At 56.0% G+C, this 14900-nt stretch carries 13 protein-coding genes; 3 read left to right on the top strand and 10 right to left on the bottom strand.

Annotation, left to right across the window (positions count from 1 at the left end):
• Positions 1 to 8 precede the first annotated feature (8 nt).
• Positions 9 to 1244: an MFS transporter gene (locus N008_RS20545; RefSeq protein ID WP_081910967.1), complete on the bottom strand. Its 1236-nt coding sequence runs from the start codon at positions 1242 to 1244 to the stop codon at positions 9 to 11.
• Positions 1241 to 3436 (bottom strand): heavy metal translocating P-type ATPase, encoded by a 2196-nt coding sequence (locus N008_RS20540; RefSeq protein ID WP_231569836.1) that lies wholly within the window; start codon positions 3434 to 3436, stop codon positions 1241 to 1243. The genes N008_RS20545 and N008_RS20540 overlap by 4 nt, the downstream gene beginning before the upstream one ends.
• Before the next feature lie 182 nt (positions 3437 to 3618).
• Between N008_RS20540 and N008_RS20535 the strand changes: the two genes are divergently transcribed.
• Both N008_RS20535 and N008_RS20530 read left to right on the top strand, forming a co-directional pair.
• On the top strand, positions 3619 to 4305 hold the full coding sequence (locus tag N008_RS20535) for a DDE-type integrase/transposase/recombinase (protein ID WP_052381914.1): 687 nt from the start codon (positions 3619 to 3621) through the stop codon (positions 4303 to 4305).
• A 32-nt stretch (positions 4306 to 4337) separates the two neighbouring features.
• The gene (locus tag N008_RS20530; protein ID WP_044019211.1) at positions 4338 to 5486 is read left to right on the top strand and encodes an ISAs1 family transposase; all 1149 of its coding nucleotides are present in this window, start codon (positions 4338 to 4340) and stop codon (positions 5484 to 5486) included.
• Positions 5487 to 5913: 427 nt separating this feature from the next.
• Here the strand turns inward: N008_RS20530 and N008_RS20525 are convergent, their stop codons facing one another.
• From N008_RS20525 to N008_RS20500, 7 genes are all read right to left on the bottom strand, one after another.
• On the bottom strand, positions 5914 to 6933 hold the full coding sequence (locus tag N008_RS20525; RefSeq protein WP_044019209.1) for a replication initiation protein: 1020 nt from the start codon (positions 6931 to 6933) through the stop codon (positions 5914 to 5916).
• 279 nt (positions 6934 to 7212) lie between these two features.
• Positions 7213 to 7581, bottom strand: a complete 369-nt coding sequence (locus N008_RS23450) for a hypothetical protein (protein WP_125433395.1) — start codon at positions 7579 to 7581, stop codon at positions 7213 to 7215.
• Positions 7578 to 8339 carry a ParA family protein gene (locus N008_RS20520; protein ID WP_044019208.1) on the bottom strand — a complete coding sequence of 254 codons (762 nt, stop codon included), beginning with the start codon at positions 8337 to 8339 and terminating at the stop codon, positions 7578 to 7580. The genes N008_RS23450 and N008_RS20520 overlap by 4 nt, the downstream gene beginning before the upstream one ends.
• 249 nt (positions 8340 to 8588) lie before the next feature.
• Entirely contained in the window at positions 8589 to 9290 is a 702-nt protein-coding gene (locus N008_RS20515; RefSeq protein WP_044019207.1) for a recombinase family protein, read from the bottom strand.
• A gap of 3 nt (positions 9291 to 9293) precedes the next feature.
• Positions 9294 to 11252 carry an SIR2 family NAD-dependent protein deacylase gene (locus N008_RS20510; protein WP_044019206.1) on the bottom strand — a complete coding sequence of 653 codons (1959 nt, stop codon included), beginning with the start codon at positions 11250 to 11252 and terminating at the stop codon, positions 9294 to 9296.
• A gap of 28 nt (positions 11253 to 11280) precedes the next feature.
• Complete coding sequence (locus N008_RS20505; RefSeq protein ID WP_125433393.1) at positions 11281 to 11484, bottom strand: hypothetical protein; 204 nt, start codon at positions 11482 to 11484, stop codon at positions 11281 to 11283.
• 260 nt (positions 11485 to 11744) lie between these two features.
• Positions 11745 to 11963 (bottom strand): helix-turn-helix domain-containing protein, encoded by a 219-nt coding sequence (locus N008_RS20500; RefSeq protein WP_052381913.1) that lies wholly within the window; start codon positions 11961 to 11963, stop codon positions 11745 to 11747.
• 187 nt (positions 11964 to 12150) lie between these two features.
• Between N008_RS20500 and N008_RS20495 the strand changes: the two genes are divergently transcribed.
• Entirely contained in the window at positions 12151 to 12576 is a 426-nt protein-coding gene (locus N008_RS20495) for a hypothetical protein (RefSeq protein ID WP_156109485.1), read from the top strand.
• Between the two features lie 64 nt (positions 12577 to 12640).
• On the opposite strand, the gene N008_RS20490 is transcribed toward N008_RS20495, so the two are convergent.
• Entirely contained in the window at positions 12641 to 14668 is a 2028-nt protein-coding gene (locus tag N008_RS20490) for a tyrosine-type recombinase/integrase (RefSeq protein ID WP_156109484.1), read from the bottom strand.
• Between the last annotated feature and the right edge of the window lie 232 nt (positions 14669 to 14900).

The following is a 14900-nucleotide window of genomic DNA, read 5'->3' as shown; positions in this document are numbered from 1 at the left end:
AGCTTCGGTCAAGCCGGTGCCGGCGCCCGGGTTTCAGTGCGGAACAAGCGGACCGCCGCCAGGGCCAGTCCCGCTTCGAAAACGGTGAAATACAGAAGCGCGGCGGGCAAGCCCGTGCGCAGGGCTTCGCCGAACAGCCAGCTGCCCATGCCGAAGCCCACGAACAGGGCGAACACGTTCAGGCCCATGGCCTGCCCGGGCCGCTCCTTGCCCACGTCCGTGACAATGGCGGCCAGCAGCGGCTGCGTCAAATCGTAGCCCAGCGAAAGCACCGTCACGGCCAGCACGGCAACTGCCAGCGGCAGGTCGGCCCGCAGCAGCAGCGTGGCCAGGGCACTGATGGCCAGCCCGGCCGGAATCAGCCAGCGCCGGCCCCAGCGGTCGGCCAGCCGCCCGATGAACGGCCCCAGCAGAAAGCCCGGCAGGCCGTAGCCCACCAGCGCCAGCCCGATGCCGATTTCACCCAGCCCAAAGCGTTGCTGGAAATACAGCGCTAACCAGGTAAACACGCCGCCGTGGAAAATGCTGTTCAACAGTACGTAGACGTAGGTACGTGCCCCGCGCCCGCTGCCCAGCAGCTGCCCGTAGCCCGCCACCACGGTCCGCCAGGGGGACGGCGCGGCGGGCGGCGGAGCCGGGGTGGTCGGAGGCACCAGGCTCCGCCGAACAACGAACCAGACGAGCAGGCCCGCGGCGGCCACGCCCAGAAACAGGGCCCGCCAGCCCACGTAAGGTTCCAGCAGCACGCCCAGCGTAGAACCAAACGCGCTGCCGCCAGCCATGGCCCCAAACAGCCAGCCCAGCGCCCGGCCGCGCTCGCCGTAGGCAAAGCGCTTGCTCACGAGCACCAGCGCCATGGGCACCACGCCGCTTGCGCCCAGGCCGGTGACCAGCCGCCAGCCCACCAAGGCACCAGACGAGGAAGCCGTGGCCGTCAACGCCGTGAGCCCCACGAAAGCCAGCAAACTGCCGAGCAGGATGCGCGGCGGCCCCAGCCGGTCGGCCAGCAGGCCGTAAAACAGCGTAGCCACGCCGTAAGGAATCAGGTAAGCGGGCACCGCCAGCCCCACCGCCTGCGCTTCCACCCCAAAGAGCGTGGCCAGGCGCGGAATCAGGGGCGCCACCATGTAGGCCTGAAAAAAGACCACGAAGGTGGCCGCCGCCAAAGCCCACAGCAACCGCGGCGACGAAGCCCCTGTTGCGGCATTGGTGGCAGGGGTATCCTGTACTCCTGGAGTCCTCATACTTCCACGGCGGTAAAGCCGGATTCGGCCAGCGCTTCCACCAGCTGCTGCTGCTTGACTTGCCCAGGCTGGTACTGCACGTACACCTGCTTCTGCGCCACCTTCGGTTTCACTTCCTGCACACCGGGCAGCTTGGTGAGCTTGGCACTGATGGCCCCCGCGCAGCCCTCGCAGACCATGTTGGGCACGCTGAATTCCACTTGGGCCAGCGTGCTGGCCTCGGGGGGAGTTTCCTGGCCTCGGTCCAGCTTAATGGTGCGGATGCGCAGCGTGTTGAGCAGGATAGTGAAGATGCTGACTATCATCACCGCAATGGCCAGCACGGGGGTAATGTAGCCCAGCGCCGCCAGGCTCATGCCCACCACGTTGAAGAGCACGGCCACGAGCACGTTGCCGGTCATGGTCCGGTAACTGGCCTTGCCCAGCACGAGGGCGTTGACCACGTCGTCCAGCCGGTCGCCGATGAGGATGACGCCGGCCGACTCGATGGCCACGTCGGTGCCCGCCCCGATGGCAATGCCCACCTCGGCCTGCGCCAGGGCGGGGGCGTCGTTGATGCCGTCGCCCACCATGGCCACTTTGCGGCCCTGCCCCTGCAGCTTTTCGATGATGGCCACTTTATCAGCCGGCAGCAATTGGGCGTGAATCTCGTCGATGCCCAGCGCCCGGCCGATGGCCTGCGCCGCGCCGGTGGCGTCGCCGGTGAGCATGACGGTGCGGATGTTCTTCTGGGCCAGGCGGGCCATGACGTGCTCGGCGCCCCGGCGGGGCGTGTCCTGCAGCGCCACCAGGGCCAGCACTTCGCCGGCCCGGGCCAGCACCACCACCGTTTTGCCCGCCGCGTCCAGCGCCGCGATGCGGCTTTGCACGGCGGCGCTAAACATTACGCCGCGCTCCTGAATAAAGCCGGGCTTGCCGGCCAGTACTTCCGTGCCGCTGACCAGGGCCGAAACGCCCTTGCCCGGCGTGGCGCGGAACTGCTCGGTGGCCAGCTCCACCGCGCCTTCTTTCTTGGCAAAGAAGCCGATGGCCTGCCCCAACGGGTGCTCGCTCTGCCGTTCCACGGCGGCTAGCAGCGCCAGCGCGTCCAGGCGCTCGCCCTTAATCACTTCCACGTCGGTGACCGTGGGCCGGCCGTAGGTGAGCGTGCCGGTTTTGTCGAACACCAGCGTATCGACAATGGAAAGGCCGTAGAACACCTCGCTGGCTTTCACCAGCAGGCCGATGGAAATGCCCTTGCCGCCGGCAATGGCCGCGAGCATGGGCGTGGTGATGCCCAGGGCGCAGGGGTAGCCCATGATGATGGTCGTGACCAGGGCCAGCGTCGCCTTGTTGTAGTCGCCGGTTAGCAGCGCCCAGGCCGCGAAGGCCAGGCCCGCCACGATAAAGACCACCGGACCGTAGTAGTTCATGAGCTTGTCGGCCAGCAGCTCCACCGGGGGTTTGCGCTCGGCAATCTGGCTCATGAGCCGCACGACCTGGTTGAGGAAGGAATCCAGCCCCACCTTGGTCACGCGCACCTGCAGCGCCCCATCCAGGTTCAGGGTGCCGCCGATGACTTTGGACCCCGCTTCCTTGGTGGCCGGCACCGACTCACCGGTAAAGCTTGACTCGTCCACGCTGGCCTGGCCCGACACGACTTCGCCGTCCAACGGCAGCCGCTCGCCGGGGCGCACCTCCACGAGTTCGCCCACGGCCACGTCGCTGGTGAGCACTTCCACGGCCTGGTCGCCGCGCAGCACCCGGGCCCGCGGCGGCTGTAGGCTCAGCAGCTTGCGCACGGCCTCGGAGGCCTTTTTGCGGGTGTCGAGCTTGAAATAGGCGAAGAACAGGTGCAGCGACATCAGCCAGGCGGCCACGGGCAGGAAGTTGGGCCAGCGCGCATCCGTCAGCGAGAGGCTGCCGATGATGAACGAGCCCCAGGCCCCAGCCGAGAGCAGCACGTTGGCGTTGATGACCCGCTGGCTCAGGGCCATGAGCGTCTTGCGCAGGATGGGGTAGCCCACCCAGAAGAGCACCACCAGGGCCACGGTCAGGCTGAAATAGCCCCGGGTTTGCGCCGGCAGGCCGAACAGGTTGAGCGGGTCCACCAGCAGGTCGATGGCGGAGAGCACCATGCCGATGGTGCCGCGCTGCTTGATGACCTCGAACAGGTCCTCGTCGTTTTTGTACTGCTGGGTGTTGTTAAACAAATAGGGGAAAACCTCCGACCCAGGCGCACAGCTATCTGGTTTTCATGATTAGTATTCTGTTTGACAGTGTGTTACCCAGTATGTGACCAAAACGATAGTGTTAATGTTCGTTTTCGCTCGTCTTTTCCGATTGGGTTAAGGAGCGTGTAATCCTATCATCCCTCGCTACTCTTACGGCGCATTTGAACCTTATCACTAGCAGTCAAGCTAATTGGCATCCGAGTCGGAGGTTTTCCCCTGTTTGTTTAACAACACCCATCAGTGGCGTACTTGGGTTTAGCCGGCAGGCGTATTACCAGCACCACACGCGGCAGTGGAGCAGCGAAGAGCGCGAGCACTATGTGTTGGAGCAGGTCGCGCAGCTGCGCCAGGAGCACGGCCGTATGGGGGGCCGTAAGCTCTACCATCTGCTGGAGCAGAACTTACGCCAGCAAGGGATTAAAATGGGCCGGGATGCGCTGTTCTCGCTGCTGGCAGCGCATAACTTGCTGATTAGAAAGCGCCGCCGTAAGGCGTTGACAACCTTTTCCCGCCATCGCTTCCGCAAGTACCCAAACCTGATCCGGGAGCTGACCCCGCTGCGGCCTAATCAAGTCTGGGTAGCCGATATCACCTATTGGTTCACCCAGGCCGGCTGCCTGTACATCTCGCTGCTGACCGATGCCTATTCGCGCCGCATCATGGGCTTTGCTGTGGCCGAGACGCTGGCCACGGTACATGCGTGTCGCGCCTTGCAGATGGCCCTACGGCAGATCAGCAAACGGGTAGGACGGAATTTGATTCACCACAGTGACCGCGGCATCCAGTACTGTAGTCAGGAATACCTCAGGGCTTACGCATCAAAATCAAGACGCTGTAGTGAGGGCTGACCTTTGTCTCGTTAGACATCGTTAAGTTCTTCATGCTCAATCAACTTCTTGCTTCCTTTGCCACGCTTCCAGACCCGCGTTGCGCAGGCCGCACCCGGCACCGCTTGCTTGATATGCTGGTTATTGCCGTCTGCGCCGTGGTGGCCGGCGCGGAGACGTGGGTAGACATCGCGTACTACGGCCAGTTGAAGCAGTCGTGGCTGGCGACGTTTCTAGACTTGCCCGGCGGCATTCCCTCCCACGACACCTTCCGGCGGGTGTTCTCGCTGCTTGACCCGCAGCAGGTGGAGCAGTGTTTCCGCCAGTGGATGGCCACCGTCGCCCCGCCCTTACCGCGCGAGGTAGTCGCGGTCGATGGCAAGACCCTGCGGCGCTCGTTCGACCGCGGGCGGGCCCAGGGCCCGCTACACGTCGTCAGCGCGTTTGCCACCGAGCAGGGCTTGAGCCTGGGGCAGGTAGCCGTGACGGGCAAAGGGCAGGAGCTGACGGCTATTCCGGTGTTACTCCGCACCCTGCACCTGACCAATACGATTGTCACACTCGACGCACTTGGCTGCCAGCAGGCCATTGCCCGGCAACTGCTGGCCCAGCAGGCGGATTATATCCTGGCCTTGAAGGGCAACCAGGGCCGCTACCACCGTGCCGTCAAGGCCTACTGCCACGCCTGTTGTGTCGAGAGCTGGGCAGCATATCCCGCCGATTACGATGCCTTCGACCGCCGTCACGGCCGCTGGGTGCGGCGCCGGGCCTGGGTGCTGCCGCTGGGCAAGGAACTAGCCGGATTACACGCCTGGCCAGGCCTGCGAGCGATTATCGTAGTCGAAACCATCCGGTCGGTGCAGCATCAGCCGGGCACCCGCGCCGAGTGGCGCTACTACCTGACCAGCTGCGCAGATGCCCCGGCAGTGCTCATTCAGGCTATCCGTCGCCATTGGGCGATTGAAAACAGCCTGCATTGGGTGCTGGACGTGGTCTTCCGCGAGGACGAGGCCCGCAGTCGCGACCGGGTCGCTACCCGCAACTTTGCTGTGTTGCGTAAGCTGGCGTTTAATCTCCTGCAGCAGGGGAAGCACCCGCCTGGCAGTCTGCGGACCCGCCGCCGGAATGCGGGCTGGAGCGATAACTACCTGACCCAACTACTAACCCGCGCCCGCCAAAACGACCGTGCAACTGCTCCTTAGATTTGATGCGTAAGCCCTGCTAAAGTAAATGGAAGCAGGGCACTTCGGAAGCATGATATTCTGCCCTAATGGCTACTAAGCGGCCATTCCTTGGGGAGGAAAGAGATAAACATGTCAGCCAGATGGTAGCTTTCCATCACAGTATGCTGTACTGGCCATTCATTAAGCCGGCTATAACTTGATTTTAACGGGCGCAAGCTAACGTAGCACTTTAGAATGCGTTACCGTTTCTCGTCATATTTGACCAGCCACTGTTCTCCATCTCGATCTTCTATTGTGAAGCCGTCACGTAGATATACTTGCTGCAGATGTTGCTCGAAAGTATCGGCTTGCTTCTGCCGTTGGGCGTAAGGCCCAGGGTTATCATATATTTTTCGCACCTCACTTAGACGGTAGGTTACTGCAGCGGCAGCGGAAGGCGCTTGAGTCAATGCCTTTTTTTCGTTCCAGCGGCAGCTTTCGCTTGCTGATAATCCACCAACAGGTATTTCTCTATCAAGGCCTTGTAGATAGCGCCTGCGGGCTTCTTGATCTTGCCCTTACGGAACTGGTTGGTTACGATGCGTATTACGTAGGCAATGTAGTCTACTTCATACTCGCCGGCTTCCAGTTGTCGGTGGACTACTGCCAGGCTTCTTTCCCCGACGCCAATTTCTGCTAAAGTCCGAGCCCAAGCGGGCACTTCGACCAAGGGCGATTTTGTAGGCATGACTTCTCCGTTATGAGGAGCAGCTAGCAGAAATTTCACCTCCGACACAACTTTGCCTTGTTTCTGCAGCTCGTACGTGAACGGCATATCCGTCTGTTGCATCTCGGTCTGGGCCTTGTCCAAAATGCGGGTGCGTAGATTGTTGAAGCGTGGGTACTCGCCTTCCTGTAGATCTAGTAAGAAACGGAGTTGGGCAATTGTGATGGTACGTTCCTTGAAGGTGGCATACTCTTTCAGCAGCCAGTAAATGCGGTAGGAGTAAAAGCTCTTCAGCTTATTAAGCTGCTCCAGTTGCGCGAGGGTGAAGTTGCCACTCTCCCGCAACTGCAGTAGATAAGGCATAATCAGGGGGTTAAACGAGGCAACCACCCCTCCCCTATCGCTCTCGTAAGCGGCCTTCGCCATTAAGGGGATGAATTCGAAGTCAGGCTTTTTGCTCCGCTTCCGAGTACCCTGCTGCGTGTCGATTAGCTTCTCGATATAAAGCCGTCGGGAGGTAATGTTATTGCACATTTGCTTTACCTCATCATACGCAGATCCCCCCGTGCGCTCGTGGATAATCTCGGCCATCGGTACGAAATGCTCCCGAAACTGCTCATCCCCGGGCTCGATACGCGTGAGTAAAGAGATGAAGAGTCGCATTTCCAGAGGTACAAAACTGAACCTTGCGTTGATGAGTGCATTGTGCTGGGCAACCGTTTTGTCAACAATCGGGATCAAGGGCGATTTTGTAGGCATAAGGAAGGCAGCAAGGCGGTTTTGTAGGCGTCAAAGGGCGATTTTGTAGGCGCTAATCGTCGATTTTGTAGGCATGAAAGGGCGATTTTGTAGGCTTATTCCATTCCATGATACATATAATCAGGCCGTTACGGCTCCTGTAATTACTAATATAGTATAGGTAATCAGCTAGCTTGTTTAGGGCGATTTTGTAGGCATGAAAAGACGGTCGCGGTAAAAGCAAAAAAAAGTAATAAGCGAAAATTTTTGCGGCGCTTTTTATGCTTTTTTATACTGTAACTATTTGAGTTTCTTGCCATTCAGTCGATACTGTTCGTCTTCTGGCAGCGGCCGATCAGCTCCTTCCATCGTGTCTAGAAAAGCACAAAGTGCTGAATCAACTGCTTTCTTCAGCACCAGTCGGTCCCAGTACTCACTTTGCTTTAAGCGAACGTAGGTGCTGCGTCGCAGAAAGCTGCTGAATTTCAACCATTCTTCTTCCGTCGAAGTGGAAGCAGTAGTTTCCGGTTCGGACGAAGCAGCAGGGGTTGGGGCTACCTGCGGTAAGATGCTCCGGTTTACCCCGTATAGGAGCGCGTCATTCGTTAGCGATGGCGCCGAGGCATCCAAGTCATCCCCAAAATTTGGTTTCTTGCTCTGCTTGCTCATACTCGGGCAATGATTTCTTGGGTAAGCGATTCGTAATCAGTGGCGCCATTGCTCTCGGGCGCCCACCGGTAGATGCTCTGCTTCTTTATCTGAGCTTCCGCCAGCGAAACGTTTTCACGAATAGTGGTTTCCATGAGCAGCTTGGCCTCAGAATACTTGGAGTCAATCAGGGCCACAATGTCATGATGAAGCTTTTTACGGTAGCGGCTACTGTACTTGGTAAAGAAAATACCTCCTATAGTCAGATTGGGGTTATAGAGGTCTTTCACCCGCTCGCAGGCTTGCATGAGCTTATTGAGCCCTTCGTACCCAAAGTATTCCGGTTGACACGGAATAAATACCGCGTTACAAGCTACCAGCGCCATGTACGTAAGGGCAGATAATGAAGGCGGGGTATCAATCAGACAGTAGTCATACTGGTCCTGCAGAGGTGCCAACCCCTTCCGCAGGATACTCTCGTAGCCTAATTGCTGGCCAACCATTTTTTCTAGATAGTCCAGATCCGGGGTAGCGGCCACTAAGTGCAAGTGTTCCTCTATCGCCAGGACAACGTCGGTCAACTGAGCTTTTTTCTCTAAAACCAATCCTAGATCCGGATAGCCTGCCGGCAAGCGGAAGGCAAGGGAAAGATTACGCTGGGCGTCGCAATCAATTAAGAGCACGCGGTAGCCGTCACGTGCCAAGGTTTGAGCCACGCTAAGCGTAGACGTAGTCTTTCCGACTCCCCCCTTGTGGTTAGCAAATACAATAATCTTCATGGTGCAGCACACGCTTGATCTGACAGCAATAATAAAGAATTAAAACTTCCTCGACTTCTGTCACCTGCCAAGCTTCCTGAGGAAGTTAAAGAAGTCTGACATGTTTAGCTTCTTAAAGAAGTCTAACATGTTTAGCAAGTCAAAGAAGTTAAAGAATCAAGTGTTCTTAGGCTTCTTAAAATTCCTCAAGAAGTTCAGGAAGTTAATATACTAGACTCAGTCGCTCACCAGATTAAATATTCATCTGTTTTACAGTGGGTTACTAACAGGACCGGGCTGACCTGTTGCTATTGTTGATGAATAACGAAAGAGCCGCTGAACCGTCATAGCAGCATATTTTTTTCCGGCGGCTGTACGAAACATGGCTGCGTTTAAATGCGCTGCGATTTGACGAAACGTCAATCCTTGGGCGCGTAGCAGAACCACGAGGCTGGTTGCCTGTTGATTCTGCGGCGTGCGCTGGCGCTGCTGCCGGCGAGCGGCAGCCCCTTTCAGCCGGGCTTCCTGCGTTAGGTTCTGGGGGCTGCCTAGCTGTTGGCCCCGCGCCTTCTTCGCCTGCAGCGCGTCCTTCGTGCGCTTGCTGATGGTTTCCCGCTCGTGCTGGGCTATCACGGCAAAGATGCCAACCGTGAGCGTATTGGCATCGGGCATGTCGCAGGCAAGAAAGTCGACTCCGGAATCACGCAACGCGAAGATGAAGCCAGCGTTGCGGCTCAGGCGATCCAACTTGGCGATGAGCAACGTGGCGCCTTGCTGCTTAGCAGCCGCCAGTGCGGCCTTGAGCTGGGGCCGGTTGTTCTTCTTGCCGGACTCTACCTCGATGAACTCCTGCAGCAGTCGCCCTCCGGCTGGCACATAGGATTGCACCAGGTACTGCTGTGATTCCAGGCCGAGGCCACTGGCGCCCTGGCGGGCCGTGCTTACCCGGTAGTAGGCAATGTAGGTACGCATGGCTTACTCCGATTCGTCACCATGTAAAGTCTCCATCTCGATCTTATCTAGGCGCTGAATTGGTTCGGGCTTGCCTGCTTCCGCGACGCTAGTGGCTTGCTCAGGTCCGTACAGCGTATGTAATTCACGAGTGGCACTGGTAATGCGGTAAGCGGTCTTGTCCTTGCCTCTTCGCTTATACCGTGCCTGCTTTAGCACATGCGCTGCCTCGTACTCGATGCGGAGCTTCCAGCCCAGCAGCGTATAAGTCGTATCTAGCTGCTGGTGGACAACAACATCCTGGTCCTGAGATTCAGGGAGTTTAGAAGGATCTTCTACCACAGCATCGACGTACCCTTTAAACGCCTTGGATACCCGCGTTTTCATCTGCAAGATATAGCTCAGTTCCGCCGCTGTGTCTATGTCGTCGCCTGTGAGCTTGAACCGTCGAAATCGGATGTTGAACCCCTTCTCCACTACCTGAAGGGTCTGCATGTTCCTCTCTAAGCTTTCTCCTTGTTTGATAAAAGGAAGGCCCCGAGGTGTTTCCTCCTTGCTCCAGATACGCTCTCCATCTTCATACAAAGCGATTCCTTCCCCCCTGCCTAATGACTGTAGAATTCTGGCATGTAGCAGGCCACTATCAACTGAATCAGTATAGCGATGCCGACGAGAAACTGTAGCCGAGTACTTAAAGCCTTTCGCGTGAATGTTCTTCTTGGGTACACGGATCTGAACCTTGTGCAGATCCGTGTACACCAAAAAGTCTACCTGCTCAGGGCTGGAGTAGATGCGTAAGGTGGCATCGCGGATGCAGAGCCCTCCGGTAAACTCAATATCAACTGTTTTCTCAATGGTATGGGAGCGTACAAACACCAATGAGCCCATTTCCAAGCCCAGGTTTACGCCCCCTACCCGCCATTCAAAATCAACCAGTTGGGAAGGACCTATATGATACGCCAGGCCCGACAACCCTTGTTGAAATTGAGTAAGCGATGCGCGCCCGTCCTCGCGAACGGTTAGGGTCACTTGCCCCGCTACCTCTCCCTGTACTCCAGTAAGCTGCGAGATATGATACCCGTTCTCGCTAGTCTTAATCGTTGGGTTAAGCCCGAGATTACGCAGGAACTGCGTCGTTGGCCCCAGTTCAATCCCTCCCTTTTTTAAGGCGGGTACCGCAGTATCCTTCAGGTCCTGCAGCAGGTCGGCAATTAACTGTTCCCCGGTAGATTGAATGTAGGTGACGTTGTGGCGCTTGAGCCAGTCGATGCGGAGCTGACTCAAATTGGGGGAAACTAGGTAGGCCCCGCGCATATTGCCTTTTACCGCATCCAGGATGCGCTCAAATAAGACCAGTACATTCGGGTCTTCCAGGCCGTAGCCAACGAAGAGCAGAGTTTTACTCGCCATAAGCGCCTGGATGGCACCCCACAGCAGGTGGTCGGCCTTGGAGTAAAATGCCCGGTAGTCTTCCTCCGTAATCAGCAGACGGTTCAAGTCCTCCAGGCTGCCATGCACCTTATACAGAGTAGGTTTATTTGGTTCCTGATACGGTATCTGCTCACCGTTGGTAACAATGTGAAGTTTATCCTGGCCGTACGCCTGCTCAAAGAGCGAGTCGTAGTTCGTAGTAACGATATGCTCGAAGAAAGGAATGGTAGCCACCTGCTGATGAGTCTTTAGTGACTTGGGCCGCGCAGAATATACGGCCTTTACCTCTTTGCGCAACTCGTGCAGGCGCCCGTTAAACAGGTTGACGAACAGACTGGCAAAAGCAGGTAGCGGCATGTTAGGATAACCGTCTGCATCCAGCGAGGGGGCATACTCCCGGGCCTGCTGCTGCTGGGCTTTGCTGAGCGTATCAAACAGGTGACGTACCAAGCCGCCGCCCATGGGGTAGCCGGCATACTTTGAAAACCCGGCTCCAGCCCACAGGACAACCTCCCGGTTGCGTATAGTCTTAAATAAGGTTTCCTGATCCATACATACTGGGGGTGTTTGGGGATAGGTGTTATTTCTGGTTGTTGTCGTGCACTAGAAGGGCGACCTCGCCGACTACCTGGGCCGGGTGGTTGGGATAAGCGTTCAGTTCAGGATTAAGAATGTAGAGGGCATTTACCCACTGATTAATAGAACCGCTCTCCTTGGCCTGGGTGCGCACCTGCTGGGCAATGTTCTGCTGCATGGCAGCGGAATACTCGCGAAAGTGTTTCATGGGGTAGTTTACGTGCTGGTAGGTGAAGGTAGCGGGTTTGTAACAGATCACAAACGGGCGTTTATGATCCGTTACAAACGGGATAATGGAGATCTTCTAGAAGGGGGATAGCAGAATGGGTACTACCCGATGTCCCCCATTCCCCAAGGACCGAAAAGCAGATTACTCGGCAACACTGCCGGTGGCGCACCATTGGAAAGCGCCGCCAGTCCGCTTAATAGTGCAGCTGTTATAACACTGGTCCCAAGCCTTGAGTACGATTACAGCCCCTGAACCAGTTCAGCCAGGGAAATGCCATAGTAGCGACACAGAATAACCAGCGTGCGAATGGTCATGTTCGCGTGCTGGGCTTCCAGGCGCCCAATGTGCACGCCGGTAGCATCATATACCTCTTGCTGGGTGTACTGGCGGGAGCGTCGCAGCTGCTGTAGCCGTCGCACAATTTCACTCGTAATGACCTCGCCGGGTAATGCCTCCATGGAGGTGGCAAGGTGAGGGAGGCTGTTGTAGTCGACAATGACATATTTGTAATTATTTTAATACCTTGTTTTGGCCACCCGCGTCCGACAGGGCTACACAACCACGTATTTTCAGGTCTTTAGCAGCCCATTCGTCTCTGCTCGGCACCTCCACAACAACTTCTTTCACTTCTTCTTGTCTGCTCTTATGAGTCACGTACAGAAAATCAGAATCATCATTGACGCCGAACTGCAGGATCGAGTGCCCACTGTTCCCGCTCAGCATGTGTCACCCGGAGACCAGGAGGGCTACGGGTATGAGCAGGCCTTGTTCAATGCATTGCGGGCTGACCCGGTACGCTACGCCGAATTTATTAGGATACGCGCTATTAACACCTTGGAAATACTGGGGATGAACAATGAAATTTCTAGTTTAGCCCAGATCCGTGACTCGTATACAGCTGGAATACAAATGCTGACAAGCTTTCTTTCAACCTTGCCCCAACCGGCGCAGGAATACTTGCAAGATGGCTTGATCAAGGGATGGATTATGGATGATCCAGATAGTATTTATAATACTGTAGAAGTAAAGCCGCTGCAATTAACAGTTGAATATCCCACTCGGCAAGAGTAAGTAATAACTCCTGTTATTAAAATGTAGGTGGATAGTATATTTTACTACCCACCTACACTAGAATTTAACTATGGGCATTCATTTTTTCTAATAAATCCTTGAACTCATAAACTATCCGTAATTCTTCAGAACTTAGGTGCACATTGCGTTGCATCGCGGTGATGCTTTCGTGTACCGCTGAAATAAAGGCCCGCTTGGATCGTTGAGGCTTAAAAAACAAGTGCGCTAAAAAATTATCCGGAATAAGCTCTTCCTCATTTTCAACAGCAACGCTAAGGTTACTATCTGCGTCTTCCAATGCGTATTCCGTAGGAACTAATTCGCTTGGTCTGTTTACTACTTGATGTGCCCGGCGTCGAATAGCGTAAAAGGTCACAGAAGCGCTTTGGTTCAGCCAATCGTCATCTACGTCCAGATAATAGCGCAAATTCAGTATCGACAAATGTCCTAACCACAATCGCAACTCTTCCAGCCCCAGGCCTGCCTTGTAATAACGGGTGGCCAAGGTCACGCGAGCCCGGTGGCTGCGAATCGGTCCTTTCTCGTCAACCGTGTCGAGTTGCGCTTTCCGGCACAGCAGCGGAATTAGTACGCGGTTGAGGTACGTCTTAATCAGCCCGCGCCCTTCCCATTCAAACAGAAAATCGACGAGTTCTCCTGTTGTTTCGTCTACACGCTGTGGGCCAGCTGGCCGCTCCGCTTCCCAGGCTTGGATAGCTTCTGCTGGATAATATTCAACTGGCTTGTCAAACTCTCCGCACGACTTGTTCACGGGAACATGCAGCAAACACACGTGTTGCCACAGATCTTGTTCCTCCTCAGTCGGCGAAGGGAGTGGGCGGATACACCCTAGAGGCAGGCGCACAATCTCATCTGTCCGCAGCCCCCCAAACAGCCAGACCAGCGCGATAGCGCGCACCAACGTGAGAGGATAGGAAGCTTCGTGCGCAGAAACGTCGGCTTGTTCCCGCAAGCTCAGTAGATCTTCCTGCGTTAGAGACATTCCTGCCTGTTCCAGTTTTTCCCAATTAGCATCCGAAAGAGCCTTGGGATAGGGTTTTACTGCGTTTAAAATATTGCGCGGGGTTCGGAAAGCGCTATCCGGCTCAAAAGTCAGCGTGAAGAAATTATAGTCTTGCCCATCATTTAGGAAACTTCGAATCAGACTGAACAGGTACGCTTTGGTGGAGGCCGCATACTCTTTGCCCGGCCCCGTAGCAGGAAGTTGATTCGGCGGCGTGATGGTCCACTCGTTGGTTCGCATCTTACTGATAGCCGAGGCAATTCGCCGAGCCATGTTAGCTGTCCATTGCGAAGGCATGATACGGTTGGGGTAGGTGGCAACTACATAGCGCAACATTTTCGCCAGTAGAGATCGCATGTGCGGTTGCGCACTTTTTCGGCCTTGGTACTTGGCAAGCCATCGGTCCAGCAATTTGCCTAAGGGTTCCGGTAATCCATCCTTTCTAACCCGTAGCTCCAGGGGCGCAAAGCCAAAGGCGGCTTCCGTGACAATGCGTAGTCGCCGCAATATGTGGTACAGTTGCACACAGGCCGGTTGCAATCCTGCAAAGCCAACAGGATTCGCGTAGACCTGTTTTAGCACGGGGAGCGTCAGCTTCTCCACCTGTGGATTGCGATTACGCAGCAGAGCTAAACACAAGCAGCTCGATAGCCCGGCTATGTTTAGATACGACCACTGCGTTTTCTCTTTAAACGCTTCTTCAAGAACGCCTTCAGCGATCCAAACCTGCTGTTTGCCAAAGATGCGTTTGGCGGAGCCTACTACATCACAATCCGTGACCAGAAGATGGATATCAATCTCGCCAAACAGGTAAGCACAATTCATGATGCAAGGGCGTAGGTTGATTGTCACATTCAACCAGTCAGCCAAAAACGCGTGATGCCGGTCTTGGAAGTGCTGCGTATTGTAGCCAACAATTTCTACCCACGTCGCCTTGTCCCACGCCCACATCGCTGTCTGACGCACATGCATTTCTTTGAGCAACAGCGCGCAGCAGCTGTACAGTAGTTTCTGATTCGTATCATGATATTTACAATAAGTGATCGCCTCTTGCACAGGATCTACCAAGCGGTGCAGTAACTGCAGCTTCTGTTGCTGTAGCCGATAATACGGGATGGCTGGTTTTGGAGGGGAAGGAATGAGGTGGTCTAGAGAAGGCGGACAGAAGAAGGACGTATATTTCTTCTGTTATGGCAGCAAAAACCAGCGGGTCGTCGCCCGACAAACGGCGTAAATACGACGAGGCGTTCAAGGTCGAGGCCCTGCGCTTGGCGTCCGAGAGCCGCAGTACGCAAGCCGC

Origin of the sequence: Hymenobacter sp. APR13 (assembly GCF_000737515.1) — a bacterium.
GTDB lineage: Bacteria > Bacteroidota > Bacteroidia > Cytophagales > Hymenobacteraceae > Hymenobacter.
Note: the sequence above shows the minus strand (reverse complement) of the source record. Positions and strands in the feature narration are given on the sequence as shown.